This window comes from Lysobacter sp. Root604 (genome assembly GCF_001427505.1).
Taxonomy (GTDB): domain Bacteria; phylum Pseudomonadota; class Gammaproteobacteria; order Xanthomonadales; family Xanthomonadaceae; genus Lysobacter.
This window is the reverse complement of record NZ_LMGS01000001.1, coordinates 61,130-87,658: the sequence shown is the minus strand read 5'-3', so window position 1 is coordinate 87,658 and position 26,529 is coordinate 61,130. Positions and strand designations below refer to the sequence as shown.

At 68.5% G+C, this 26,529-nt stretch carries 18 protein-coding genes and 1 pseudogene; 4 read left to right on the top strand and 15 right to left on the bottom strand.

Annotated features, from left to right (window positions below; translation table 11 throughout):
* Positions 1-5: 5 nt before the first annotated feature.
* The 7 genes and pseudogenes from ASD69_RS00410 to serA form a co-directional block, all read right to left on the bottom strand.
* Positions 6-1,928: a PQQ-binding-like beta-propeller repeat protein gene (locus ASD69_RS00410; protein WP_157498858.1), complete on the bottom strand. Its 1,923-nt coding sequence runs from the start codon at positions 1,926-1,928 to the stop codon at positions 6-8.
* Positions 1,925-8,869, bottom strand: a complete 6,945-nt coding sequence (locus ASD69_RS00405; protein ID WP_157498856.1) for a hypothetical protein — start codon at positions 8,867-8,869, stop codon at positions 1,925-1,927. Before ASD69_RS00405 ends, ASD69_RS00410 begins: the two co-directional genes overlap by 4 nt.
* Before the next feature lie 376 nt (positions 8,870-9,245).
* Positions 9,246-10,535, bottom strand: a complete 1,290-nt coding sequence (folC, locus tag ASD69_RS00400; RefSeq protein ID WP_056172488.1) for a bifunctional tetrahydrofolate synthase/dihydrofolate synthase — start codon at positions 10,533-10,535, stop codon at positions 9,246-9,248.
* 91 nt (positions 10,536-10,626) lie between these two features.
* Positions 10,627-11,430, bottom strand: a complete 804-nt coding sequence (locus ASD69_RS00395; protein ID WP_082576186.1) for a TonB family protein — start codon at positions 11,428-11,430, stop codon at positions 10,627-10,629.
* A 252-nt stretch (positions 11,431-11,682) separates the two neighbouring features.
* Positions 11,683-11,967 (bottom strand): annotated as a pseudogene (locus tag ASD69_RS22860) (energy transducer TonB); the annotation flags it as partial.
* A 177-nt stretch (positions 11,968-12,144) separates the two neighbouring features.
* Positions 12,145-12,789, bottom strand: coding sequence for a histidine phosphatase family protein (locus ASD69_RS00385; protein WP_056172479.1), 645 nt, complete (start codon positions 12,787-12,789; stop codon positions 12,145-12,147).
* Position 12,790: 1 nt separating this feature from the next.
* Positions 12,791-14,356: a phosphoglycerate dehydrogenase gene (gene serA / locus ASD69_RS00380; protein WP_056172477.1), complete on the bottom strand. Its 1,566-nt coding sequence runs from the start codon at positions 14,354-14,356 to the stop codon at positions 12,791-12,793.
* Between the two features lie 389 nt (positions 14,357-14,745).
* Between serA and ASD69_RS00375 the strand changes: the two genes are divergently transcribed.
* Both ASD69_RS00375 and ASD69_RS00370 read left to right on the top strand, forming a co-directional pair.
* On the top strand, positions 14,746-14,976 hold the full coding sequence (locus ASD69_RS00375; RefSeq protein WP_056172473.1) for a DUF6289 family protein: 231 nt from the start codon (positions 14,746-14,748) through the stop codon (positions 14,974-14,976).
* A 122-nt stretch (positions 14,977-15,098) separates the two neighbouring features.
* Positions 15,099-15,326, top strand: coding sequence for a DUF6289 family protein (locus ASD69_RS00370; RefSeq protein WP_056172470.1), 228 nt, complete (start codon positions 15,099-15,101; stop codon positions 15,324-15,326).
* Between the two features lie 108 nt (positions 15,327-15,434).
* On the opposite strand, the gene ASD69_RS00365 is transcribed toward ASD69_RS00370, so the two are convergent.
* The 3 genes from ASD69_RS00365 to ASD69_RS00355 all read right to left on the bottom strand — a co-directional run bounded on the left by ASD69_RS00365 (position 15,435) and on the right by ASD69_RS00355 (position 20,302).
* Entirely contained in the window at positions 15,435-15,692 is a 258-nt protein-coding gene (locus tag ASD69_RS00365) for a hypothetical protein (protein ID WP_056172466.1), read from the bottom strand.
* Positions 15,693-15,873: 181 nt separating this feature from the next.
* Positions 15,874-18,045, bottom strand: coding sequence for a S46 family peptidase (locus tag ASD69_RS00360; RefSeq protein WP_056172463.1), 2,172 nt, complete (start codon positions 18,043-18,045; stop codon positions 15,874-15,876).
* A gap of 103 nt (positions 18,046-18,148) precedes the next feature.
* The gene (locus ASD69_RS00355) at positions 18,149-20,302 is read right to left on the bottom strand and encodes a S46 family peptidase (protein ID WP_056172461.1); all 2,154 of its coding nucleotides are present in this window, start codon (positions 20,300-20,302) and stop codon (positions 18,149-18,151) included.
* 144 nt (positions 20,303-20,446) lie between these two features.
* Here ASD69_RS00355 and tdh point away from each other — a divergent pair, with 144 nt between their 5' ends.
* Together tdh and kbl are read left to right on the top strand one after the other, a co-directional pair.
* Positions 20,447-21,481, top strand: coding sequence for an L-threonine 3-dehydrogenase (tdh, locus tag ASD69_RS00350; RefSeq protein WP_200943915.1), 1,035 nt, complete (start codon positions 20,447-20,449; stop codon positions 21,479-21,481).
* 111 nt (positions 21,482-21,592) lie between these two features.
* Complete coding sequence (gene kbl, locus ASD69_RS00345; protein WP_056172458.1) at positions 21,593-22,786, top strand: glycine C-acetyltransferase; 1,194 nt, start codon at positions 21,593-21,595, stop codon at positions 22,784-22,786.
* Between the two features lie 69 nt (positions 22,787-22,855).
* Here the strand turns inward: kbl and ASD69_RS00340 are convergent, their stop codons facing one another.
* From ASD69_RS00340 to ASD69_RS22555, 5 genes are all read right to left on the bottom strand, one after another.
* The gene (locus ASD69_RS00340) at positions 22,856-23,350 is read right to left on the bottom strand and encodes a hypothetical protein (protein ID WP_056172455.1); all 495 of its coding nucleotides are present in this window, start codon (positions 23,348-23,350) and stop codon (positions 22,856-22,858) included.
* A gap of 466 nt (positions 23,351-23,816) precedes the next feature.
* Positions 23,817-24,326, bottom strand: coding sequence for a hypothetical protein (locus ASD69_RS22560; RefSeq protein ID WP_235567121.1), 510 nt, complete (start codon positions 24,324-24,326; stop codon positions 23,817-23,819).
* A 220-nt stretch (positions 24,327-24,546) separates the two neighbouring features.
* Positions 24,547-25,293, bottom strand: a complete 747-nt coding sequence (locus tag ASD69_RS00330; RefSeq protein ID WP_056172446.1) for a pseudouridine synthase — start codon at positions 25,291-25,293, stop codon at positions 24,547-24,549.
* Between the two features lie 67 nt (positions 25,294-25,360).
* A complete protein-coding gene (locus ASD69_RS00325) occupies positions 25,361-25,876 on the bottom strand; it encodes a hypothetical protein (protein ID WP_056172443.1) in 516 nt (171 codons plus the stop codon).
* Positions 25,877-26,100: 224 nt separating this feature from the next.
* Positions 26,101-26,529, bottom strand: a 429-nt coding sequence (locus ASD69_RS22555) for an OmpA family protein (protein ID WP_235567120.1), incomplete at its 5' end; no start/stop codon positions are given.

Below are 26,529 nucleotides of genomic sequence, written 5' to 3'. Positions count from 1 at the left end.
ATCGCTCACTCCACGATCAACGATGCCGGCAACGCCGACAGACGCGTCGCCGACCCCGCGGCGTCGCGCACGTGCACGTAGTAACCGCCGGGCGCGTCGACCCGGCCGGAAATCCGGTACTCGCCGGCGCGCGCGGTCGGCAACAAGGGCCATTGCTGGGCGATACCGCCGCCGCCGGACACGACCCAGGCCGAGAACCGGGCAGGATCCGGCACCTGCGCGCCGCGCGCCGCGCTCAGTCGCACCAGGAATTCGACCGCTTGGCCGCGGCGCACCCCGCCTGCCGGTTGCTCCAGCCATTGCAGCGACCACGCGGCCTCCTTCGCCGGCGCGCCAGCGGCGACCGTCCAGGCCAGGCATTCGCGCACGCGCGGCGATTCGGTCGCCAGCGCCAGCACCATGCGCCCTTGCGAAGGCACTTTGAAGCTCGTGGTGTAACGACCGCGCCCGGTTTCGCGCAGGCCGCGCCGACTGATCGCCACCGCCAACGGCGTATGGCCGTAGGTGCGGATACCGCTGTCGGGCGCGTTCATGCCTTCCATGTAGTGGTAGACGGTGCGCTCGCCGGGCGCGGCGATGAAGGCGCCCGCGCCTTCCATGTTCTCGCTCATGCTGGAAGCGACCGGCAACGCGGGGGTGGCGCCGATCCCCTTGGCGCCGACCGGGATGTACTGCAGCACCGGCGCATCGCCCAGGCTGGACAAGCCGATCATCGCCAACTGCTCGATGTCGAGCGAGCGCACATAGACGTAGTTGCGGCTGAAGAACAGATCGTAGGGCCGCCCGGAGATCGTCGGCGAATGCAGCACCGCGCCATCGGCGGCGTCGAGTACGTGCAGACGATGCTGCGAAGGATTGACGATCAGCACGTAACGGCCGTCCGGCGTCGCACGCGCCGGCCCCAGGCCGGGCTCGAGCGCGATGCGGTCGATCTGCGCGCCTTGCGCGTTCAGGCGATGCACCACGCCGCGCTCGCCGTCGATCGCCCACAGGCTCGACTGCCCGGGCAGATACGCCAGCGACAGCAACTGGCCGCCCAGCTCGACCTCGCGCAGGCGCTGGCCGGACGCGTTGTCGATGACTGCCACGGCGCCTGTATCGCGGCTGCTGACATAGCCGTAGCGCCCTTCGTCGCTGAAGGCGATTTCGTGATGTCCGGGCGCGAGCGCCATGCCGCCGACGCGGCGGCCGTCGCCGACCGCGATAAGATCGATGCGCTCGCCTTCGCCGCCGGCCTCGCCGCGCTGCGCTACCCACAGCACCTGGCCGTCGGGCTGCAGCGCCAGGCGCGTGGGCTTACCAGACAGATCGATGCGTTGGCGGATCTTGAAGGTTTGCAGATCAACCACCGCCACCTGCCGGCGTTCGGGCAACGCCACGAACAGCCAGCGGTCGTCGCCGCTCTTGACCCAATCGAACGGCACCCCGCCCAGTTGTACCGCGGCGTACAGGCTGGTTCGGCCGGCGAACTGGACCGCCGGATCGAGCGCCGAGACGCTGCCCTCGGCATCCAGCGTGAGCACGTAGTAACCGGTGAGATCCACCAGCGGGCGCTGCATCAGGCCGCCGCCGAGAATCGCCGAGACCCGCTGACCGCAGGCGGGTACCGCGCCGGACATCACCGAGGTCTCCCGGTCCAGCCAGGCGCCGATGCCCAGATTGGACAACGCCTCGCCGTCGGCGAGGCGTTCGATGTCGATGCTCAGGCGCACGGTGTCGCCGGCCTTGGGCGCGGCCGCGGCCGCGATGCCGCGACGCGGGCCCACGCCGGTCTGCGATCCCTCCGTCGGCTCGGGTTCGATCCGCACCCGCAACGACAGGCCCTCGCTCTCCAGGCTGCGGTCGAGGTAAGGCTCGGCCGCCTGCGCCGAGGAGCACAACAACAGGGCCAGCGCGCACCGCCAGCCCCTTCCGCGGACTCTCGTCATAAGCAACTTTCGCGCAGGGGCAAGGCGGACTGCAGCTTGGATTTTTCTGAAACTCGCAGCACGCCCCACAAGCCGTTGCTGATGCCGAACCCGCCCATGTCGCGCCACAGGAAATCGCCGGTGGTTCTATCCTTGCCGCCCGCCGACGCCAGCACGACGTCGAAATGCGCCATCGGACTCACGCTCTCCTGCCCGCCCAGCGCCATCTGCAGCGGATTGTCGCCGATGCATTTCGCCGCGATTCCCCAGGTATTGGCCGAACCGCCCACGGGCAGTCGCGCGGCGTCGACGTTCTCGGCCAGGTAGGGGTCGCGCGGCCACGCATGTCCGTGCTGGCTGAAGGTGGTCGCGCGGCCGACGCCGGTCGGCATCAGCACCCGCAAGCGCGTCTCCGCGCCCGGACTGGTGAGCATGATCGGCACGTAGGGCTCGCCCACGGAAGTTTGCGCGGTGGCCGCGCTGCCGCCGTTGTCGCAGCACTGATTCGAGAATGCCTGCCAGGCATGGTCCACGCCGCCGAAGCCCAGGCGCCCGAATGGCGCATCCGGCGCCAGACCGAAGCGGAACCACAGCGGCTCGCTGCCGTAGTTGATCGCCATGTGACCGGAATCGTGCGCGTCCTCCGGCGCGGTCAGATTGGGCGATTGCAGGTCCTCGCGCTCGGCCGCCAGGTTGGCGACCGCATCGCCCTTCGCATAGCGGAAGTTGAGCCCCTTCTGATGCACGATCGCCATGTCGCGCATGCCGCGATAGATCGGTCGAAGGCCGCCGGTCACCGGATAGGTCACCGTCGCCGACGCGCGCGTGGCGCGCCGGTTCTGCTGGGTGGCGCCGGGGTTCTGGCGGTCGATCGCGGCGTCGTCCCGGTACTCGGACCAGCGCGAACCCTGCGGCTCGACGATCAGAGCGCCGACCGCGGCCTTCTGGCCCTGCTTGATGCGGTCGGGCGGCGAGAGGTTGCTGCCGCCGAACTCGACCGGAACGAATCGGCAGCGCCCGCCCAAGGCCGCCAGGCGGGTGGTATCCGCGCTCAACGCCGGGTAGACCTCGTCGCGCCAGGCGAAGGCGGCGGCGAAATCGCCGTCGTCGTCGGCTTCGGGCAATTGGTATAGGAAACTCGCGGTCAATTTTTGCGACAGCGCCTGCGCGCGCGACTCCAGGGTTTCCGGCGCCGTCGCCTGGGCCTGCGCGGTGCCGAGGCTCTGCCGTTCGGCCGGCGGCGGTTGCAGCAGTTCGGCGGCGTCGGAGTCCTTGACCAGATGGTCGTAGATCGAAGCCTGCATATCGCGCCCGACCTGCGCGCCGACGCAGGTCTGACGCGCCTGCAAGCGCGCGGAACGGTCGTAGACCAGTTGCGCCTTGGCTTGCGGATCCACGATCAACGGCGCTTCGTCGATCGGGTCGTCGGCGACGGCGGCGCTGCCGCTGGGATCGCGCAGCGACTCGATCGACGCCAGTTGCTCGTCATCGCGGGACGCGCCCATCTTGGCCGCCGTCTCCGCGCTGGGCACGGTTTCGAGACAGGCCGCGACGCTCGGCAAGGCCCGCAGCTCGGCGCTGACCTTGCTCACCTCGGGCGCTTCGGGCGAAATGCTGCGGCTTTCGCTGCTGACGGTGTCGGCGATCAGGCTGCTGGCGATACGGTCGAAGGCGGGTGCGTCGTAGATCTGATTGAGCGGCCGCAAGGTCGGATTTTCCGGGAACACGCTCAGCTCGGCATAGTCCGCGCTCAGCGCTTCGGCCGGGCATTGCTCGGCCGAAGCCACCGTCTCGAGCTGGCCGGCGTACCACTGGTAGACATAGGACGTGCCCGGCTCGGCCAGCGAAGTCTTGTTCACACCGACCGCGCTGCCGTCGTAGGCCTGGACGTCGTAATGGACCATCTGCGGATGCAGGCCGATGCGGTTCGACGGGCGCAAATGGTTGTTGTTGAAGGTGGTCATGTCGGACGTCGCCGAGCCCGGGTCCCGCGGCACGATGCCCGACAGCGAGCTGTAACCGTCCAGGTCCGGCATCGGGCTGGTCGAACGCAGCAAGCGGTTGCGCGGCAGACGGTTGCTCAACACCACCTGCACGCATTCGCCCGCGCCCGCACGCAACACCAACGGCTCCACCGGCACGCCCGCGCGCAGTTTGCCGCGCGCATCCAGATCCTCTTCGCGCACGAACATCACCGCGGTCGGATCGTGCAGCGGACCGGTGCCGTAGCTATGCCTGAGACCGGTCGGATTGCCCTTTTCGTCGACCGCCGCGATCGTGATCGCGGTGGTGCGCGGGTTGTAGACCAAGGTGCCGCCGCTGCCGTTCAGGCCACTGGCGCCGCCGGACGGGAAGCTGGTGCCGCTGGGCTTGTCCAGGGCCTGATTGGCCAACACCGCCGCGACCCGGTAGATGCGCAGCGGGGCGTCGGACGGACAGTCGTTGTACCGCACCAGCCCCAGCCCGGGCCGCAACAGCGTCGGGCGCGGATTGCTGGGCAGGGTATGCAGGACGTCGCTGCGCGAGTCGCGGCGGTTGCCGCTGCGCAGCACCCCCCACACGCCGCTCCACAAGCCGTCCTGACTGCTGTCGATGGCGTACAGGCGGTCGGTGAGGTTGTTGATCGTCGCGTAGTCGGTGATCCGCGTCGCGAAGGTGAACTGCTCCGACAATCCGGCGTTTTGCGAACCGCGCCAGCCCGAGTGCGGCGCCTGACCGAAACCGGAGCCGCCCTGCAACCAGGTCAGTCCGTTGATGGTCGCGTTGTGTTCGTGCTCGTGCGAACCGGCCTGGACCTTGACCCGGATCAGGTCGCCCGAATACGCGCGCATGATCGGCGTGAACGGGTCGCCCTTGAGCACGTGGTTGGTCAGCGCCGGATACGGCGTGCTGCCCAGTTGGCTGTTGAGGTCGCTCCATCTGCGATCGGTGCGGGTCTGGAAGGCATAGGACAGATCGCCCGCGTAGCCGGCGGCCTGACTCTTGCTGTTGGGGTCGTACACGCGCGCGCCGACCGGCTCGTTGCGGTAGTTGACCACCATCATGCCGACGTCGTCGGCCGAGATGGCTTCCGGACACGGGCGCGGCACCTTGCCCTGGGCCGAGTACACCGCGCCGGGCAGGGTCTGCGAGCCCTCGCCACCCGGGCAATGCGAATCGTATTTGACGATGTCGCGCACGGTACTGGCCGGTTTGCGCACCGACGGGTGGATCGCCTGACGATAGTGCTGCGGGCCGACCGTGGCGCTGGCGTCGTACTTGTACGGCACCCCCTTGGCGGTGACGCCGACGTAGACGCCCTTCTGGTAGGCGTGCTGGAAATCGCCGAATTGCAGGAAGAATTCGCGGTGGGCGTCGTCGCGACCGTCCTTGTCGACGTCGATGCGGCCGCTCTTGGGCCCGGTGATCGTCGCCTGCCAGCTGGTCGGGCCGCCGTCGCTGTTGGCGCCGAACAGGGCGCCGGCCTTACGCGAACCCAACAGCACGCCGGTCTCGTTGTGGCGCCACTCCGACCCCGGCGGCTCGGTCAGCATGGTCGCGTACAGGCCCAATTGCTGGTGCGTGGACGGGCCGAGGTGATCGTGGGTGAAAGTGATGCCCAGCCCGCGATGCACGCCGGCGGCGTTGATCAGCGGGTCGGAGAACCAGCGCTGCAAGGTGGTGCGCGCGCCCAACCAGTCGCAAGCCTTCGGGTAGGCGCCCCAGTTCTTTTCGAAGGATTCGAAGTCGCCGCCCACGCTGAGCCATTTGGCGCGGCAATCGGCCAATTGATGGCCGCTGAGCGCGCCGAAATACGGATGAGGCTCCGGCACCAGCGGCGTGGTACTGCCGTCCGGCTTCGGCACCACCGGCTTGCCGGCCTTGGCCTGGGCCGCGTTCCATTGATTGATCGCGTAGACGCGCTCGCGCACGGCGCCGGGCGAGAAAGTACCGTCCTCGTAGTTCCAGCCGTTCGCGCTGCCGTCGGCCGAGGTCAGGTCCCATTTCGGCAAATGGATGTGCTGCCCGATCACATCGGTGGGCGTGGTGATCTGATAGTCGTCGGCGTAGAAATCCTTGGGCACCAGGTTGGTGTGCTGATACATGGCGCAATCGAACGTGTTCATTCGCAGCACCAGCGGCTCCGGCGGCCGCTTGTTGTCCAGCGTCGGCACCACGTCGTCCCACAGGGTCAGGATGCGCTGCTGCGGGTAGTGATAGCCGACCTTGTTGAACACCACGTCGAGCTGGATGTTGGCGCCCTTGTACACGCGCGGATTCTTGGCGCCGTACTGGATCCCGCCGGGCAGCGCGTCGCCGACTTTGATCATCGCGTCGAACGTGGCGCCGCCGAAGAACTCGCCGCTGGCGTCGCCGGCGGTCAGCAGTTTGCCGCGATCGTCGATGCAGGGTTCGTTGTAGGGCGCGCCCGGCACCGCCGGGGCGCCGTTGACCACGAACGCGGCGGCGGAGGTCACGCCGTTGCGGTCGTAGCGATGGCTCGGGTGCTCGCGAGTGGCATGGAACTTCATCGCCACTTTTTCCAGATCGGTGCCGGTCTCGTCGAAGTAGATCGGCTTGGTCTGCTTGAGATGCTTTTCCGCGGTCAGCCGGGTCAGCTTGGACTCGTCCTTGCCGCCCTCGGCGTAGCCGGCCAGGGCATGCCGCGGCAGGCCGCCGTCGAAACCGCCGGCGCTGGCGCTCATGTCCAGCGGCGGCGTGGTTGGGCGATGGCCGATCGAAGACGACCAGCGCGAGTGCTCGGTCACGCCGGCGATCCAGAACGGATAGCCGGGATTGGTGGTCTTGCTGTCGAACACGCCGTCGAGCACCGCCTTGGACCCCAGGCCGGTCTGCTTGGGCGCCACGCTGACGGCGGCGGGCATCGGCGGCAGCGCCTTGCCCGGCAGCGGCACCACGGCCGGGATCGGCGTGCCGGCGACGATCTCGCCGTCGGGCAGCGCGCGCGCCTTACTCGCCGGCTCGCCGTCCATCAAGGCATAGGGCTTGTCGTGGTACAGGCTGCCGGTCTGACTGACCGCGAGCGGCGTGCCGGTTTCCATGACGTCGTGGTTGCGCCACATGTACCACATGCCCTGGGCGAAATGCGGATAGAAGTGGCAGTGGAACACCGCATCGCCGACAGTCTTGTTGCGGTTGCCGGAACCGCCGAATGCGATTTCGTAGGTATAGCCCGACCCCGGACCCACGCCCTGCGCGTCGATGTAGTTGGAGTTGTCGTCGTTGGGGTTGAACAGCCACTGGTGGTTGTGCAGGTGGAACACGTGCTGTTCCTTGCCCGCATGCACGTTGCGGAACTTGACGAAATCGCCGATGTAGCTGTGATGCACATTGGCCGGATCGTGCGGGTAATAGGCCTTCTGCGCGATCGCCGCAGCGCCCATGCCCTTCCAGTCGCAGTGCTTCTGAAAGCCATCTTCATGGCTCTGGTCGTAGGACTGGCCCAGTTCCTTGCGCTTGCGCGCCTCGACGAACTCGGGCTGGCAACGGCCGATCGCCAGATTGACCGGCCTGTCGACCAGCATCGCCGGATCGCCCACCGCGAACGAGGACAGGAAGAACTCCTCGTAGGCGCAGTCGATGCAATCCTGCATCGGCCCGGCCTGCAGGCGGTTGGCGATGATCTCCGCGCCGATGCCGCCCGAACCGTAGTTGATCATGAAGGCGTCGCGAACGCCGTGCAGGGTATGCCCCAGCTCCGGGTGCTCGAAGAAGTACGGAAAGGCCTGGGTTGCGGCGTTTTCGTCGTGGTAGACGGAAACGAACTCGCGGAACGGCTCCAGCCGGTTGGGCAGCGAAGGATTGCGGCGCCCGGCCTTTTCCAAGGGATAGGTATCGGCGCTGAAACGGCCGTCGCTACCGGTGCCCATCACGATGGCGTTGGTGTCGGCGTGAGCCAGGCGACGCGGGTAGTAGATTTCCTCGAACGTGGCGATGCGGTCGCCCTGCGCGACCATGTTGAGGATCGGCTGACCGGCCTTGCCTTCGCGGCACCAGATGCCGTTTTGAGCGCAATCGTTGGGGTAAAGCGCCTCGTAGTCGATGATGGGCTGCCCGGTCGGCGTCGTGCCCTTGGTCGCCAGCCGCATTTCCTCTTCCGTGACCTGGGCGCGATAGAAGCTGGCGCCGCGCGGCTGCACCGCGATCGTGCCGAACAGGCCGACGCCGCTGTTGCCGGCCGAGCCTTCGCCGCCGAAGGCCGCGCCGGGGTTGGACACCAGAAACGCGCCCTCGGCGGGGGCATGGAAACAGTAGTCGCGGCTTTCGCCGGGCTTGACCAGGCTATCGGCGTTGCCGCCGACGTAGGAACTGTCGCTGTCGATGAACGGCGCGGGCTCCAGGCCCTGCGGATGGAAGCCGACGCTGCGGCTGGCGACCTGGTCGTCGATGTTGTAGATCACGTCGCCGCCGGGCGCGTCCTTGGCCGCGTGCTCGAGCGGATGATCCACGCCGGGCAAGGGATCGGGCTCGGAATTGAACGGCCCGCTGTTGGTCGAGCCCGAACCGCCCGGCTGCAGATTCTTGAGCTCGAGCAGGTTGGTGAACCGCACTAGCAGGTACTCGCCGGCCGCCACCCGCAGCACCAGCGGTCGCGGCCGCAGGTCGGGACGCAAGGCGATGCCGCGGCTGTTGCTTTTCTCCTTCACCGACGCGAACAGGGTTTCGCCCTGCTTGGTGTAGTCCAAGGGGTAGGCCGAAGAGCGCTCGATCACGTCGTGGCGCAGCGCGTACATCATCCAGTTGACGTTCTGGGCGCCGATCCGGTTGAACACCATGGGGTGATCTATCGCGACCACGTGCGCGGTCAGGGTCTTGTCGCTGCAACCGATCTGCGTCGACGCGCCGGGCTTGGTCGGCGAGGTCGCCACGGGACCGCCTGTGCGCGGCTGCGCGATCGCCGGCGACGACACGGCGAACAACAAGACCGTGGACACGAACGCCAACCACATTCTGCAGGCCATAACTGTTCCCTCAGTCGCGTGCGATCGCGGGCCGACTAGGCGCCTGCCCTCGTGATGCTTCCGTGCGGAACACGACCGATGGTCACTAGCCCCTTCGCGTCGATAACGGATCGATTCCAGATCCCTGGCCGCACTCCCGATGGGCCAGACGCACGCTACGGCCCGATTACCCCACAGTGCGGTCGCGAAATCCAGCGAATGCGACGGCGGTGTTTGGGCGCTTGTTTAGGGCACAGAAATTATGCAATTCGCACGTGATTTGAGCCATTTTCGGCGAATTTCGCCTGCAAGAACCGTCCGCCATGACGCAGCACAGCATCGATGTGCGGCTGCGAAGACCGCACCAGCCGACTCGGCTACACCGCCGCAGCCGACCTCAGCGAGCGCTCAGAAATTCCAGCGCGGCGGCGGCGGTGTGGAAGGAGCCGAACACCAGGATGCGATCGCCGCTTTCGGCGCGCGCGAGTGCGGCGCTCAATGCGGCGGCGACGTCCGGATGACGCTCGCCCTCGCCCGCCGCGCCGCCTTGCAGACGCTGCGCGAACGCGTCCACGTCGAGGCCGCGCGGGCCGTTGTCGGCCAGACCGGCCAGATGCCATTCGTCCACGCGATCGGCCAGCGCCGCGACCACGCCGGCGGCGTCCTTGTCGGCGAGCGCGGCGAACACCGCGCGCACGCGGCCCGCGGCGGGTGCGGCCGCCAGCCAGGCCGCGAGCTCGCGCGCAGCCTGCGGGTTGTGGCCGACATCCACCAGCACGTCCACGCCGTCGCGCTCGAACCGCTGCAGGCGGCCCGGCACGTGCGCACGCGCTACGCCCTCGGCGATCTGGGCCTTGCTCGGCGCGCCGCCCAGCGCGCGCAGCGCGGCGATCGCGACCGCGGCGTTGCGCAACTGCGCCGGCGCCGACAGCCGCGGCATCGGCAGATCGGCGCGGTAGCCGACTTCGCGCCAACGCCATTGCGGCTCGGCGTCGATCTGGGCCGGCAGCGGTTCGAAGAAGAAATCGCAGTTCGCGCGCACGGCCGAGGCGCCGATCGCGTAGGCGTGGCGCAGCACGCTGGACGGCGGATCGTCGTCGCCCAGCACCAGCGGCTTCCAACCGCGCGCGATGCCGGCCTTCTCGTAGCCGATGCTCTCGCGGTCGTCGCCCAGATAGTCCTGGTGGTCCAGATCGACGGTGGTGATCACCGCCACGTCGGGATCGACCAGGTTGGTCGCGTCCAGGCGCCCGCCCAGGCCGACCTCGAGGATGGCCAGGTCGAGCTTGGCGCGCTCGAACAGCCACAACGCGGCCAGGGTGCCGTACTCGAAATAGGTCAGCGCGATCTCGTCGCCGTCCAGGCGCGCGGCCTCGATCGCCTCGAAGGCCGCGATCAGCGCCGCGTCGTCGGCGTCGCGGCCGTCGATACGCACGCGCTCGTTGTAGGCCAGCAGGTGCGGCGAGGTGTAGGCGCCGACGCGCTTGCCGGCGGCGCGCGCGATCGCCTCGATGAAAGCCACCGTGGAGCCCTTGCCGTTGGTGCCGCCGACCGTGATCACCTTGCGCGCCGGGCGTTTCAAGCCCAGGCGCGCGGCCACGGCGCGGATGCGTTCCAGCCCCATGTCGATGGACTTGGGGTGGATGCGTTCGATATGGGACAGCCAGTCGGCGAGCGTGCGTTGCATGGCGCTATTGTCGCCCAGAACCCGCCTCGGGGGGATCGCGGCGGCGGCCGCGGCCCACCGCGACGCACGCGGCAACGCCGCCCCCGAACGCTCAGGACTCGGGCGGAAGCGGCGGCGGCGGCGGCCGGGTTTCCTGACGCGGCATGCTGCGCATGAAGTCCTCGAAGCGCGCGCATTCGCCCGCGCGCTTGGCTTCGCACAGGCCGCGGCTGAGCATGAAGGCGTTGCCGCCATCGCTGACCAAGCGCTGCCGGATCAAGGCCGGCACGAACGCCCAGCCCTCGTCGAACAGCGTCCACTGGGTGATGTCCAGCCCGTCGGCGCGCACGTACACCCGCGTGCCCGGCGGCGAATCGGGCTGCAGTTTGGCTTCGCGCTCCAGCATCGCCAGGCTGGCGGCAATGGTCTCGTGCGCCAGCGGCTGCGGATCGGGGATGAATCCCTCGACCGTGCGATCGGCGCGCGCGGCCACGCGCGCAACCTGCATCGCCTGGTATTGCGCACGCAGCTTGTCGAGCGACGGCTCGGCAGCGCCGGGCACGGTCGACTCCTGTCTGGGCAAAAACTCTACCGGCACCCGCACCCGGCTCGGCCCCTCGGGGGACGGATTGAATCGCCAACTCCTGGCGGCCTCGCTGGCCGCCTCGTCCAGGGCGGCGATGCCCGAACCTTGCTCGACCACGATCTCGCCGGCCTGGCCGCAACGGTCCAGAGCGATCACCAGCACCACGGTCTTGGGCTCTTTGATATCGGGGCGGGGCTGAGCCGGCGGCCGCGGCCGTTGCGATGGCGGCGGGCAGTCCGTCGGTATCGCCGGCGCGCCCTCATCGGCCAAAACCGAACCCGGCGCGAGCGCCGAACCTGCAATGCACAGCGCCGCGAACAAAGCCCGCATGAATCCCCCTGGACGAAGTCTGGCCGCACGCTCGCGGCGAGGCCTAATTGAAGCATGCGGCCTCGGGTGTGCCTACGAGACACGACGCACCGCTTGGTCGTACTGCGGGGCGTGGCGCCCGCCATGGTTGAGCCGAACCATGCGATATGCGGCAACCCGCCGACGAATCTGCGTTGCCTGGCGCCGTAGCCGGGCCGGTCCGACGACCCCGCCGGGAATCGCAGCATCCCGCGACTAGGGCAAGTCTTCCAGCAGTTCGAAGCGCACCGGCCGGCGCACGCGGCTGGTCACGGCCTCGCCGTCGCGATAGGCGGGCGTCATCCGCCAGCGCATCGCCGCCTCCAGCGCGGCCTGGTCGAACTCGGGATAGCCGGAACTGCGTTCCACGCGGGCTTCCGCGATCCGTCCGCAGCGATCGATCGCCAGCACCAGCATCGCGACGCCGGACAGACCCTGCTCCGCCATCGCCGGCGGATAGGTCGGCGGCTGCCGCGACGGCGCCGATGCCGGATCGTAGGCCGGGCAATCGTCCGGCATGGTCCCGGTCTCGCCTGGCGATTGCGAGACCGATGATGCGGCCGGCGATTGCGCCGCGGCCGTCATGGCCAGCGGCAACAAGGCGACCAACAGCGATCCTGATTTCATGACGCTCCCTATGTCGGCCCGGATGCGGAACGATGCCGCGCCCGAGCGGACGCGGCATCGGGCCCGAGCTTACAACGCGCGGTGCACCGCTTCGCCGAACAACAGGGTGTGATGGCTGCAATCGTTGAGCCGGACCACGTCCAGATGATCGACGTCGTTGCCTTCGAGCAGGTTGAGCGTGGTCGGCGCCTGGCGGAAGGTCCACAGCTTGACCAAGGGAATGCCGAGCACCTTGCACAGCAGCACGCGATTGACCGCATCGTGGGCGACCACCAGCAGGGTGTCGTGCTCGCCCAGGCCCTCGGTCGCGCGCGCGAACGCGGGCCAGGCGCGATCGAGCACATGCTGGATCGATTCGCCGCCGGGCATCAACACCTCATGCGGGGCATCGCGCCAGGCTTGCAGGCGTTCGCCGTCGCGCTCGCGGATTTCGCTGGCGAGCAGGCCTTCCCAAGTACCGTGGGCGATCTCCATCAGGCCGGGATCCAACTGCAGCGTGGCCGCGCGTGCCTCGCCCAGCGCGAGCTCGGCGGTGCGGCGCGCGCGCACCAGCGGCGAGGCCACCGCGCGTGCGATCTCGACCTCGCGCAGGCGTTCGCCCAGGGCGATCGCCTGCGCCTCGCCGATCGGCGACAGCGGAATGTCTTCCTGGCCCTGGTAACGGCCTTCGGCGTTCCAGGGGGTTTCTCCGTGACGTGCCAGCAGGATGCGCATGTCAGACCTGCGCCAGCGAGAGGATGCCGGGGGTCGCGCGCAGCGTGGCCAGCTGCTCCTCGGTGACCGGCTTGTCGACCGTGATCGCGGCGCGCGCCTGGCCGTCGCCGGCCGCGCCCAGCGCGAAGTTCACGATGTTGACGCCGGCGGCGCCGAGCTGGCTGCCGACCAGGCCGATCATGCCGGGGCGGTCCTCGTTGCGCAGCAGCAGCACGTGCGCCTGCGGGTCGAACTCGATCTCGACGCCGTCCAGGCGCACCACGCGCGGGCCGCGGTGCAGGGTCGCCTCGATCTCGCGGGTGCGGTTTTCGCCGACCACGCGCAGCTTGAGCAGGCGGTCGAAACCGTCGCCGTCGCCGCCCAAGGTTTCGGCCACGGTCAGGCCGCGCGCGGCGGCTTCCTGCAGGGCGTTGACCGGGGTGACGCGGCCGGAGGCGGTGCCGAGCAAGGCCGCCACCAGCAGGCGCGACAGCGGCCGCGTGTCGAGCGCATCGGTGCGGCCGGCGTAGGTGATCTCCAGACGCGTCGGCGCCGGCACCAGGCGCGCGGCCAGGCGGCCTAGCGAGGACATCAGCGGCATCCACGGCCCGACCTCGCGCGCGGCCTCGGCGGTCAGCGGCGGCAGGTTGACGCAGCCGGCGACCGCGCCGGTGGCGACGAAGTCGATGATCTGGCGGGCCAGGATCGTGCTCACCGCTTGCTGCGCTTCGCTGGTGGACGCGCCCAGGTGCGGGGTCAGGATCAGCTTGGCGTTCGCGCGCAGCGGCGAGTCGGCCTGCAGCGGCTCGGTGGCGAAGGTGTCGAGCGCGGCGCCGGCGATGTGGCCCTCATCCAGCAGGGTCAGCAGCGCGGCCTCGTCGACCAGCCCGCCGCGCGCGGCGTTGATCAGGTAGGCGCCCTTCTTCATCGCGCGCATGCGCGCTTCCGACAGCAGGTTGGTGGTTTCCTTGGTGCGCGGGATATGCAGGGTGACCACGTCGGCCCAGGCCAGCAGCTCGTCCAGGGTCTTGAGCGGCACGCTGCCCTTGCCGGCGGCGGACGCGGGCAGGAAGGGATCGTAGGCGGCCACTTCCATGCCGATGCCCTGGGCCTTGCGCGCGACCGTGCCGCCGATCCGGCCCAGGCCGATCACGCCCAGCTTCTTGCCTTCCAGCTCGAAGCCGGTCAGGCCGGCCTTGGGCCACTCGCCGGCCTTCATGCCGGCGTCGGCGCGCGGAATGTGGCGGGCCAGGGCGAACAGCAGCGAGATCGCGTGCTCGGCCGCGGCCAGGGTGTTGCCGTCGGGCGCGTTCATCACCGCGATACCGCGCGCGGTGGCGGCGTCGACGTCGATGGTGTCCACGCCGGCGCCGGCGCGGCCGATCACGCGCAGCTGCTTGGCCTCGCGCAGGGCCTGGGCCGGCACCGCGGTGGCCGAACGCACCAGCACGGCGTCGACATCGGCCAGCGCCAGGGCCAGCACGTCGGGATCTTTGATCGGGGCGGGGGCGACGACGACGTCCCAGCCCGCCTCGCGGAACAGGGCCAAACCGTCTTCGTGGATGCCATCGCAGGCCAGTACTTTCATCGCAAGCTCCATTCGTGGGATGGGAGCGCGGAAAGCCTATGAGCCGGCACTGCGGGAACAGGATGCGGCTACCAGCGGGTCCTGAGAGGCACGGACCTTGGGCGACGCGGCCGCGGTAAAGCGGCATCTGACACGGGTCGGGAGACGGGGCCGGCTGGCATGGGAATCCGCGACTGAAGGCGCAGAGTAGCAAAGCCGGGCGCGGTTGCAAGCGCCGCACCGGCGTCACCCTGCCGATGTGCCTGGCTAATCAATTCGCGATACTCATGCGGACCGCGGTCACAAAGTCACGAAATCTTAGTTTCGGCCTCACTGCGCGCAAACAATTTTCTGCCTACGGTCGCAGCGCCGGCAACGACGCCGGCGCATTCGACGACAGGGAGTGGAAGATGCGAAAGAAGACCGCCTGGACCCTCGGCTTGCTGGCCGCGGCGACCATGGGCGCGGCGATCGCCGCGGTCGGGCCGACCGGCCCCGGCCAGTTCTATTACTACTACGACGCCAATGGCGCGGTGGTCGGCTACCAGGCCATCAACTGCGATGGCAGCCATGCCTCCTGGGGCAAGTTCACCAAGAACTACGCCGACGGCTACTTCATCTGCGACCCGGATCCGCGCTAAGCCGATCCGCCGACCCGCCACCGCGCACGCGCCACGACGCGCCTGCGCCCAGCCCACCACCGCCCTACCGGCGCCCCGTCGCGCAACCGCGTCGTCCGCGCCGCATCCAAGGAGAAACACCCATGCGTAAGCGCCTCGTCATCGGTCTGGGCCTCGCCCTGGCCGTCTACGCCACCGCCGCCCTCGCCCGCCCGCCGATCGCCGACGAGATCGGCGAGTTCTACGTCTATTTCGACGCCAACGGCCAGGTGGTCGGCGAGTCCTCGATGGACTGCGACGGCACCTACTACCAGTCCGGCGTGCTGACTTCGCGGTATAGCTCGGGGCATGCGTTCTGCCCGGGCGATTGAGGCCCAACCGTTGCGATGAAAGGAGGCCGGGCGATGCCCGGCCTTTTCGTTTCCGCTCCGCGGCGGGCCCATTCGCGACTCCGCCACCCGATGCGCGATCGGCCGCTGTCAATGCGGGTACGGCACGATCGACAAGCCGGTGTCATCGTTGCACAGCAGCAGATAGCGTTTTCCGGCTTCGAAGCGATGTTCGATGTACGAGACCTGGTGACTGATCACCACGCCTTCCGGCAAGTTCGGGCATTGGCGACGGATGAGGTGGTTCCCAGGCAGCAGCCGGATCGCCTCGCGTCCCAAGCCTATGCCGTCGACATCGACGAGCTCGCCGGCGAATGGCGCAATCGGTTTGCCGTCCGCGCCGGCCACGTACAGCCGCGCCTATGCCGTCTCGAAATCGATGTTGCCCGACGGCATATTCGCGCATCCGGTCATCGCCGTGGCCAGGAACGCCGCCGATAGCGCTCGATTCATCGTTCACCTGTTTCGCGAAGGACAATAAAAAAGGCCGGGCAATGCCCGGCCCCTGGTGCGAATCAATTGCAGCCGACTACTTCGGCGCGACGTTGAGTTCCTTCAGCAACTGCGGCGCCGGATAAACTTCTTGCATGATCCAGCGCATGTAGCGCTGATCGACCGCGATCATGCGGGTCATGGTCGGGTCGAACACCCAGTTCGAGCTCACCGATTCCCAGTTGCCGTCGAAGGCCAGGCCGACCAGCTTGCCGCTGCCGTCCAGCACCGGCGAACCGGAGTTGCCGCCGGTGATGTCGAGGTTGGACAGGAAGTTCACCGGCACCGTGCCCAGGCGCTTGTCGGTCAGGCCGCCGTAACGCTTGGCCGCGATCGCGTCGAGCAAACTCTTGGGCGCGTCGAAGGGATCGGTGCCGGTGGCCTTGGCCGCAACCTCCTCCAACTTGGTGAACGGCACCTGCTTGCTGCCGTCGGTCTTGGTGTAGCCCATCACGTTGCCGAAGGTGATGCGCAGCGAGGAGTTCGCGTCCGGGTACACGAACTGGCCTTTGCTCTTCTTGTAGTCGGCGACCGCCTGCAGGTAGATCGGACGCGCGACCAGGGTGTCGCCGGCGCGGGTCTTGCCCTCTTCCTCCAGCTTGAGCACGGTCGGCATGATCGCCACCGCCAGCTGGATCGCCGGGTCCTTGCTCTTGTCGAACGCGGCGCGGTCGGCCTGCATCAGGCTCATGCGCTGCTCGGTGCCGCCCAGCTTGGTCTTGGCCAGCTTGTCGAGCGCGCGCTTGACCGCCTTGTCGTCGTTGCCGCCCAGCCACTTGTCGAGCGCGGGAATGCGCTGCGCGGCGGGCAGCTTGAGGTACTCGGCCAGCCAGTAGGCCTGCAGCTGGCGGTCCATCTTGGGATCGTAGCGGCGCTCCATCTGCTTCATCGCGCCTTCGAACGACGGCAGATCGCGCTGCTGATAGCCCTGCTCGCGCTCGGGATCGGGCTTGGCGCGTTCGATCGACAGACGATAGAGCTGCAGCGCGGCGCCGATCGCGCCGGTGTTGCGGAACTGGCTGAACACCAGGTCGCGTTCGCGATTGGCGCGGGCCTGGTCGCCGATCTGCACCAGGGTTTCGTGCGCGGCCAGTGCCGGCTCGCCCTTGGCGCCCTGCTTGCGCAGCCACTCCAGCACCGCAGCGTCCTCGGCGTGCTTCTTCTCGCTGGCGCCGATGCGCTGGAAGCCGTCGAGCTGGCCGTCGTAGTTCTTCATCGCGTTCTGCCAGCCGCGCACGGTGCTGGCGTACTTGACCGCGATGTCGGGGTTCTTGGCGCCTTCGGCCTGGACCATCGCGACCAGTTTCTTGTAGTGGCCGCCGACGGTGGGATAGGTCCACTGCGCGGTGTTGTCGAAGTCCTCGGCCAGGGCGTAGCGGCTGGTCGAACCCGGGTAGCCGGCGACCATCACGAAGTCGCCCGCGCCCAGCGGCTGGGTCGCGATCTTCAGCCAATGCTTGGGCTGGTAGGGCACGTTGTCGGCGGCATAGGCGGCGGGCTTGCCGTCCTTGCCGACGTAGGCGCGGTAGAACGAGAAGTCGCCGGTGTGGCGCGGCCACATCCAGTTGTCGACTTCGCCGCCGTAGTTGCCGACGCTGCCGGGCGGCGCGTAGACCAGGCGCACGTCCTTGATCTCGAGATTGCGGAACAAACGATAGACGTTGCCGCCGGAGAAGCTGTAGAGGCGGCAGCGGAAACCGGCGTCGGCCTCGCAGGCGGCGACCAGGCTTTTCTCCACGCTTTCCAGCGCGCGGGTGCGGCCGATCGCGTCCGGGGCGGCGGCGATCGCGTCCTTGACCTGCTTGGTCACGTCCTGGATCGAGTCCAGCGCGTAGATGCGCGCGTTCGGGCCGGCGGAGACTTCCTGGCCCGGCGTGGCGGCATTGAAGCCGTCGCGCATCAGGTTCTTCTCTGGCGTGGAGTTGAGCTGGATCGCGCCGTAAGCGCAGTGGTGGTTGGTCACCACCAGGCCCTGCGGCGACACGAAGCTGGCGGTGCAGCCGCCCAGCGAGACCACCGCGCCCATCGGGTCGCCGGTGAGGTCGGCCAGCTGCTTGGCGTTCAACTTCAGCCCGGCCTTCTTCAGCGGGCCGGCGATCTCCGGCAGCTGCTGCGGCACCCACATGCCCTCGCCCGCGTGCGCGAGGCCAGCCCCGACCGCGAACGTTCCCGTCATCGCCATGGCCGCAGCCAACGCCGTATATCGCATGCAACACTCCTTGCGCTAATCGACCGGCGAGTCTAGCCCGCCGGGGGTGGGCCCGGGCATGACGAAAGTCCTGCCCGGGCTGTTCAGGTTTTGCCGATGCGGCTTATTCGGCCGGCAACTGCATTTCCTTGAGCAGGTGCGGGGCCGGATAGACCTTGGCCAGCAGCCAGCGCAGGTAGCGCATGTCGACGTGGATCGCGCGCTTGTAGCGCGGATCGAACATCCAGCTGGCGCTCACCGCTTCCCAGTTGCTGTCGAAGTTCAGGCCGATCAACTTGCCATGCGCATCCAACACCGGCGAGCCGGAATTGCCGCCGGTGGTGTCCAGGTTGGTCAGGAAATCGACGGTCTGGGTCTTGAGTTCGGGGTCGGCCGTGCTGCCGAAATCGCCCTTGGCGATCGCTGCGCGCAAGGTCTGCGGTGCGTCGAACGGCTCCGCGCCGGTGTGCTTCTCGAGGATGCCTTGGACGGTGGTCAGCGGGCGATAACGCACGCCGTCGCGCGGGTCCATCGCGCTGACCTTGCCGTAGCTCACGCGCAAGGTGGAGTTGGCGTCCGGATAGACCGCGCGGCCCTGCGATTTGCGGTAGCCGATCAGCGCGCGCATGTAGGCGGGACGCAGGCGCAGCAGTTCGCCTTCGCGGCTCTTGCTGTCCTGTTCCAGGCGCAGCAGCGCCGGCATCAGCGCGGCGGCGGCCTTGAGCAGGCTGTCGTCTGAGGCCTGCAATTCGGCGGCCGGTGCGTTCATCAGGCGCAGGCGTTCGGCTTCGTCGCCGAGTTTGCTGCCGGCGTACAAGGTGTCGAGCGCGGCTTGCAGTCCGTCCGCATCGCCACCCGCGAACACCGCATCGAACTCGGCGACGCGCTGGTCCTTGGGCAGGCCTTGGTACTGGATCAGCAGGTCGCGCAGCAGTTGCTTTTCGACGCTCGGCGCGTAACGGCGCTGGACCTGCTTGAGCTGGCCGGCGATCAGGGTTTCGTCGCGCTGCTGATAGCCGGACTCGCGCTGCGCGTCGGGCTTGGCGCGCTCGGCCGCCAGTCGCTGCAAGGTGATCGCGGCGCGCAGCAGCTGGCTCTGGCTGCGGATCGCGGTCAGCAGCTGGTCGCGCTCGGCGGTCTTGGCGGCCGCATCCAGCACCTTCTGCGCGGCGTCGATGTCGGCGCGGATCGCCTTGGCATCGCGCTGCTGGCCCAGCCAGGCCAGCATCGCGGCTTCGTCCTGCGCGCGCACGCGCACCGCGTCGCTGCGGCGCAGGCCGTCGAGTTCGCCCTGGGCGCGCTTGAGGGTGTTCTTGGCGCTGGCGACCTGGGCCGCGTACAGCACCTTGGCGGCGGGATCGTTCGCGGTCGCACGCTCGACCACGCCGATCAAGCGATCGAACAGCGCCACCCGCGAGGGCAGCTGCCATTCGATCTGTTGCTTGAACTCGGAGGCCATGCGATGGCGGAAGGTCACGCCCGGATAGCCGGCCAGCATCGCGTAATCGCCTTCGCGCACCGGATCGGTGGACACCTGCAGATGGCCCGGCGGCTGGTAGGGCACATTGTCGGGCGAGTAGTCGGCCGGCTTGCCGTCGCGGCCGACGTAGGCGCGCAGCAGGGTGAAGTCGCCGCTGTGGCGCGGCCACACGAAGTTGTCGATCTCGTCGCCATAGTTGCCGATGCTGTTGGGCGGCGCGTAGACCAGACGGATGTCGCGCAGCTCAAGCTGGCGGATCAGGTAGAAGTCGGTGCCGTAGTACATGTTGGCGACGCTGCAGCGCACGCCCGGCTCGCGTTCGCAGTCGGCCACCGCGGCCTTGGTCGCGGCGTCGACCGCATCGTAGTAGGCGCGGCCGCGCTTGCCGCGCGCGTCGGCGAGGATGCGGTCGGTGATCTTGTCGAAGCCGGTGGTGACCAGCACGCGGTAGTCGGGATTGGCCGGCAACTCGGCGGCGCGGTCGGCGGCGATGTAGCCCTGGCCGATCAGGTCGCGCTCGGGCTTGGCGTTGTACTGGATCACGCCGAAGGCGACGTGGTGGTTAGTCAGCACCAGGCCGTCGGCGGAGACGAAGGCGCCGGTGGCGCCGCCCACCTTGACCACGGCGTTCATCGGCGGCTTGGCCAGTTCGGCCAGGTCGCCCGGCTGGCCCTGGAAGCCGGCCGCGCGCAGTTGTCCGGCGATCTCCGGCAGTTGCGAGGGCATCCACATGCCTTCGTCGGAGTGGGCGGGTGCGGCGCACAGGGCCAGGGACAGGGCTAACAGACGGGGGCGCATGGTCGATCCGGATCGCAGGGAAGCGGCGACGATAGGCGATGCGGACCGGACCGGGCAAACCCGGGCGGGCCCCGGCGCGGGTCCGGGGCGTATAATTTCGGCCTCTTTCCGCGCCTCCGCGCGGCACTCGAAGGCAAGCACCCCATGACGCAAACGATGAAGGCATTGGTCAAGCGCGAAGCCGGCAAGGGCATCTGGATGGAACAGGTGCCGGTGCCCGCGCCGGGCCCGAACGAGGTCCTGATCAAGCTCGAGAAGACCGCGATCTGCGGCACCGACCTGCACATCTATCTGTGGGACGAGTGGAGCCAGCGCACCATCCAGCCCGGCCTGGTGATCGGCCACGAGTTCGTCGGCCGCGTGGTCGAGCTGGGCGCCGGCGTGTCCGGCTACACGATCGGTCAGCGCGTCTCGGCCGAAGGCCACATCGTCTGCGGCCACTGCCGCAACTGCCGCGGCGGACGCCAGCACCTGTGCCCGAACACAGTCGGCATCGGCGTGAACCGCAACGGCGCGTTCGCCGAGTACATCGTGATGCCGGCCAGCAATCTGTGGCCGATCCCGGACCAGATCCCGAGCGAGCTGGCCGCCTTCTTCGACCCCTACGGCAACGCCGCGCACTGCGCGCTGGAATTCGACGTGGTCGGCGAGGACGTGCTGATCACCGGCGCGGGCCCGATCGGCATCATCGCCGCCGGCATCTGCAAGCACATCGGCGCGCGCAACGTGGTGGTCACCGACGTCAACGATTTCCGCCTCAAGCTGGCCGCCGACATGGGCGCCACCCGCGTGGTCAACGTCGCCAATCAGTCGCTGAAGGACGTGATGGCCGACCTGCACATGGAAGGCTTCGACGTCGGCCTGGAAATGAGCGGCAACCCACGCGCCTTCAACGACATGCTCGACTGCATGTACCACGGCGGCAAGATCGCCATGCTCGGCATCATGCCCAAGGGCGCGGGCGCGGACTGGGACAAGATCATCTTCAAGGGCTTGACCTTGCACGGTATGTACGGCCGCAAGATGTACGAGACCTGGTACAAGATGACCCAGCTGGTGCTGGGCGGTTTCCCGCTCGGCAAGGTGCTCACCCACCAGTTGCCGATCGACGATTTCCAAAAGGGTTTCGACCTGATGGAAGCCGGCAAGGCCGGCAAGGTCGTGTTGAGCTGGAACTGATGCAGGCCGGGATTTGGGATTCGGGATTGGAGATTCGCAAAAGCGAACTTCGCCGAACCCTCCCGCTTCGCTTTACCCATCCCTAATCCCCAATCTCGAATCCCGGCCTCTATGTCCCTGACCCAGCGTTACGCCGACACCCTCGACGAAATCCGCGCCGCCGGGCTGTTCAAGTCCGAGCGCGTGATCACCAGCCCGCAGTCGGCCGAGATCACACTCGCCGACGGCCGCACGGTGCTGAACTTCTGCGCCAACAACTACCTGGGCCTGGCCGACCATCCCGACGTGATCCAGGCGGCCAAGGACGCGCTGGATACCCACGGCTTCGGCATGGCTTCGGTGCGTTTCATCTGCGGCACCCAGGACCTGCACAAGCAGCTCGAGAAGACCATCGCGGACTTCTTCGGCACCGAAGACACGATCCTGTACGCGGCCTGCTTCGACGCCAACGGCGGCCTGTTCGAGCCGCTGCTGGACGAGCACGACGCGATCATCTCCGACGCGCTCAACCACGCCTCGATCATCGACGGCGTGCGCCTGTGCAAGGCCAAGCGCTTCCGCTACGCCAATTGCGACATGGCCGACCTGGAGAAGCAGCTGCAGGCGGCCGACGCGGCCGGCTGCAAGACCAAGCTGATTACCAGCGACGGCGTGTTCTCGATGGACGGCTTCATCGCGCCGCTGGACGAGATCGTCGCCCTGGCGCGCAAGTACAACGCCCTGGTTCACATCGACGAATGCCATGCCACCGGCTTCCTCGGCGCCAGCGGCCGCGGTTCGGCCGAGGTCAAGGGCGCGATGGACGGCATCGATATCTACACCGGCACCCTGGGCAAGGCCATGGGCGGCGCGCTCGGCGGCTTCACCACCGCGCGCAAGGAAGTGATCGAACTGCTGCGCCAGCGCTCGCGCCCCTACCTGTTCTCCAATTCGCTGCCGCCGCACGTGGTCGCGGCCGGGATCAAGGCCTTCGAGATGCTGTCGGCCGCCGGCGAGCTGCGCGAGCGCCTGGCCGAGAACACCGCTTACTTCCGCGAGCGAATGACCCAGGCCGGCTTCGACATCAAGCCCGGCGTGCACCCGATCGCCCCGGTGATGCTGTACGACGCACCGCTGGCGCAGAAGTTCGCCGCGCGCCTGCTCGAAGAGGGCATCTACGCGATCGGCTTCTTCTTCCCCGTCGTGCCGCAGGGCCAGGCGCGCATCCGCACCCAGATGTCGGCCGCGCACACCCGCGAGCATCTGGACCGCGCGATCGCGGCGTTCGTGAAGATCGGCCGCGAGCTGGGCGTGATCGCGGCCTGAAGCGGCCATGGCGACGCCATAAACGCGTAACGACGGGCCGCCGCCAGGGCGGCCCGTCGCATCGGGCGCTTACTGCTGCGCCGCGATCATTTCCTGCTCGACCCGCAACATGCTCTGGGTGAGCATCAGCAGATCGATTTGCGCGCGCGACAGATAGACCTGCGAGGTCGGCTGCTGCTGCAGCACGGCGAAATCGATGCTCAACTGCTGCGAGTTGATGCTGGCCAGCTCGGTCTGCATCACCGCACGCTGCTGGGCCGGGCCGTTGACGTACTGACCGTTGTTGTAGGTCAGCTGGTTTTCCTGCTTCAGTTGCAGCAGCGACACGGTCAGCATCTGGCCATTGACGTTGGCCGCGGCGAAGGCCGCGCGGGCCTCGTTGATGCGGCCGGCGCTGGCATGCATCTGGCCGATCTGGTGCTGCAGTTGGACCTGGGCGAAGTTCAGCTTGGCCAATTGCAGCTTCTGGTTGGCGACGACCGGATCGGCCGAGACCAGCGGAGCCAACGCCAACATCAGCAGCATCAGCAGGGCTTGCAGGGCGGACTTGGGGGTATGACGCATGAATGCTCTCCATGAGATTGGGGGAAGCGCGCAATCGTGCGCGCGGTAAGACGCCGGCGCCGCAACGGGCGGGCCGGGTGCTGCATGAGTCGTCGATGCCGGTCTGATTGCGGATCGGGCGATCCGGGCCGGCGGCCACCTCCTTGTGCGGATAGCGCGCCCGTCATGGACGCGGCCGGCGCGGCGGCGCGGAGGCGCGACCGGGGCGGCGACGGCAGCCTAGCCGAAGCGCGTGGCGCGCGACCAGTGTCTGACGCCGCGAATGCGCGAATGGATCGTGCTCACGCCGATGCGGCGCGGATCTAGTCGCGCCAGTCGAGGGATAGCGATCGCGCAGGGCATGCTTCGGCCACCCGCGTCGCCGCGACGCGTAGACACATCCGCCCTGGCCTACGGCGAGCGAACGCGGCCACTCGGTGTTCGAGCACGCGGCGCCTTCTGCGCGTCCTCGACGCGAGCGCCGCCATCAGCGCTCGCGCGCGATGCGGCGGCGCTTGTCTTCCTTGCGCACCGGCGCCGGCGCGCCCGTGGCCACGCGCACGCCCTTGGCCTTCATCCAGGCGTCGAACTCGTCGGCGGTCATGCGCTTGCCGTTCTGCTCCATGTTGAAGCGCCAGGGCGTGTTGTCGTAGCGGGTCTTGGGCTTGTAAGCCGTCGGTGCGGCGGCGGCGGCGCTGCCGCCGCGCTTGCGCTTGTCGCGGCGCGCGCTCAGCTGCGTGCAGGCGCCCAACGGCGAAGGCGCGAGCGAGGGCGACAGCGGTTCGACCCGGCCGAAAGCCTGCGCGAGCGGGCCGTCGGCGTGCGCGCTCGAGCGGCGCGCGAGCTTGGGCGAGGCCGCGGCCGTTTCCAGCAGCAACGCAACTTCGGCCTGCGCGGCCGGAGCATCGGCGCCGCGGCACGGCAGCTCCTGCGCGCCCAGCCAGTTCGCGCACAGCAGCAGCGGCAGAGCCATCACGATCTTGCGCATGTCGCTCACTCCCCAATTCCAGGTATCGGTCCCGGGGGAGTCTAGGTGCGCTGATCGCAACTCAAAGGTGGTAAACGGTGCGCTCCGCCACAATCCCGCGCATGCGCGCTCGGCGATGTCGCGATCGCGGCGCGCGCGCACGTAGCGATGCCGCAGCAGCGCACGTTTTTTTCGGGCAGGCGACGCGTCGGTTAAGTCTTCGCGGCGATTCGGCCGGCGCGAATGCGCATCAGCGCGAGAGTTGCGCGATCTCGGATGCGCCGAGCATGCGCCACTGGCCCTTGCCGAGTTCGCCCAGCACCAACTCGCCGATCGCCACCCGCAGCAGGCGCAACACGCCGATGTCGAACGCGGCCAGCAGACGGCGGATCTGGCGGTTGCGGCCTTCGTCGAGCACGATTTCCAACCAGGCGTTCTTCTCGCCGCTGCGCAGCAGACGCGCGGACTTGGCGCGCAGCGCCACGCCCTCCTCGATCACGCCGGCAACCAGGGCCGCGAGCGTCTCGTCGTCGGGAATCGTGTCGATCTGGACGTGATAGGTCTTGTCCGGCCCGTGCTCGGGATCGGTGATGCGCGCGGCCCATTCGGGGTCGTTGCAGAACAGCAGCAGGCCTTCGCTGGCCTGATCCAGGCGCCCCACCGGCGCCAGCCAGGGCAAGGGCGCGCCCTGCCATAGCGCGCCGTCGAAACACCGGTAGACGGTGTCGCGGCCGCGCTCGTCGCGGGCGCTGGTGACCAGGCCGCGCGGTTTGTTGAGCATCAGGTACAGGCGCGCGGCCTGATCGATATCGCGCCCGTCCACGGCGATGCGCGGGCGGGCGCGCGGGGCGCTGGCGATCGGGAACTCGGGATCGCGCACCACGCGGCCGTCGACCGCGACCCGGCCGGCGGCGATCCAGCGCGCGGCTTCGCTGCGCGAGCACAGGCCTTGCTTGGACAGCACGCGGGCGAGGCCGTGACGGGGCGAGGTGGTCATGGGCACGGCCGCGCGCGTGGCGCGGCCTCGACGGCGAGGGAGAGCGAACCGCGCGCGGACGCGGGGCTTACTTCTTCTTGCCCTTCTTCTCGTCCTTGGGCGCCTCGACCACGGGGGCCGGCGCCGGGGCGGGCGCGGCGGCGCCCGGGGCGCCCTTGGCCACGCGCACGCCCTTGGCCTTCATCCAGGCGCTGAACTCGTCGGCGGTCATGCGCTTGCCGCCCTGGCTCATGTCGAAGCGCCAGGGCGTGTTGTCGAACTGGGTCTTGGGCTTGTACGCGGCCGGGTCGTTCGAGGTCGGCATGCCGCCCGCGGCCGGTTTGGCGTTGGCCAGGTTGCAGCCTTCGATGCGCATGCGCAGCAGCACGCGGTCCACCGACAGGGATTCGTCCAGGGCCTGCGAGAGCACGCCGGTGGGCGAGCCGAGCTGATAGCTGGGGGCGACCAGTTCCGGCGCGATCGGCGCGATCACGGTCGGCTGCACCGCCAGCGCGGGCGCGGTGATCGAACCGCAGTTGCCGACTTCGGCTTGGGCGATCGTAGCGATGAACAGCAGCGGCGCTGCAGCTAGGACACGATGCATGGCGAACTTCCTCCGGTCTGGCCGTCGCGATGTCCCGACGGGGTCCGGACACGACCTGGGCAGTGTAGGCGCGGGGGGCGGATCGGACAACCGCGCATGCGTGCGCAAGCCGCGGTTTCGCCGTTGCGATCACATTCCCCGCCGCCGCGCGCGAAAAAACGAAGCCCGGCACTGGGCCGGGCTTCGTGTGTTGCGGCGGGTTCCGAAGAACCGGCTGGCATCCCTTAGTTCTGGGAGTTCAGCTCGGTGCGACGGTTGGTCTCGCTCTTGCAGCCCGGGAACGCCTGACCCTTGTCTTCCAGCGGACGGCTTTCGCCGTAGCCGTTCGGACCGCCCAGACGCGACGCTTCCACGCCGTTGCTGGTCAGGTAGTCGTACACGGTCTGAGCGCGACGCTCGGACAGCTTCTGGTTGTAGGCGTCCTTACCGCACTGGTCGGTGTGACCGGCGACTTCGACGCGCAGCGACGGATTGCGCTTCAGGATCTCGACGGCCTCGTTGAGGATGGCGGTCGAATCCGGACGCAGCGTGGCCTTGTCGAAGTCGAAGTTCACGCCCTTCAGGTCGATCGAGACCGGCACCGGGCAGCCGTCCGGACCGATGGTCTGGCCAGCCTGCGAACCGGGGCACTTGTCGTCGCAGTTGTTCACGCC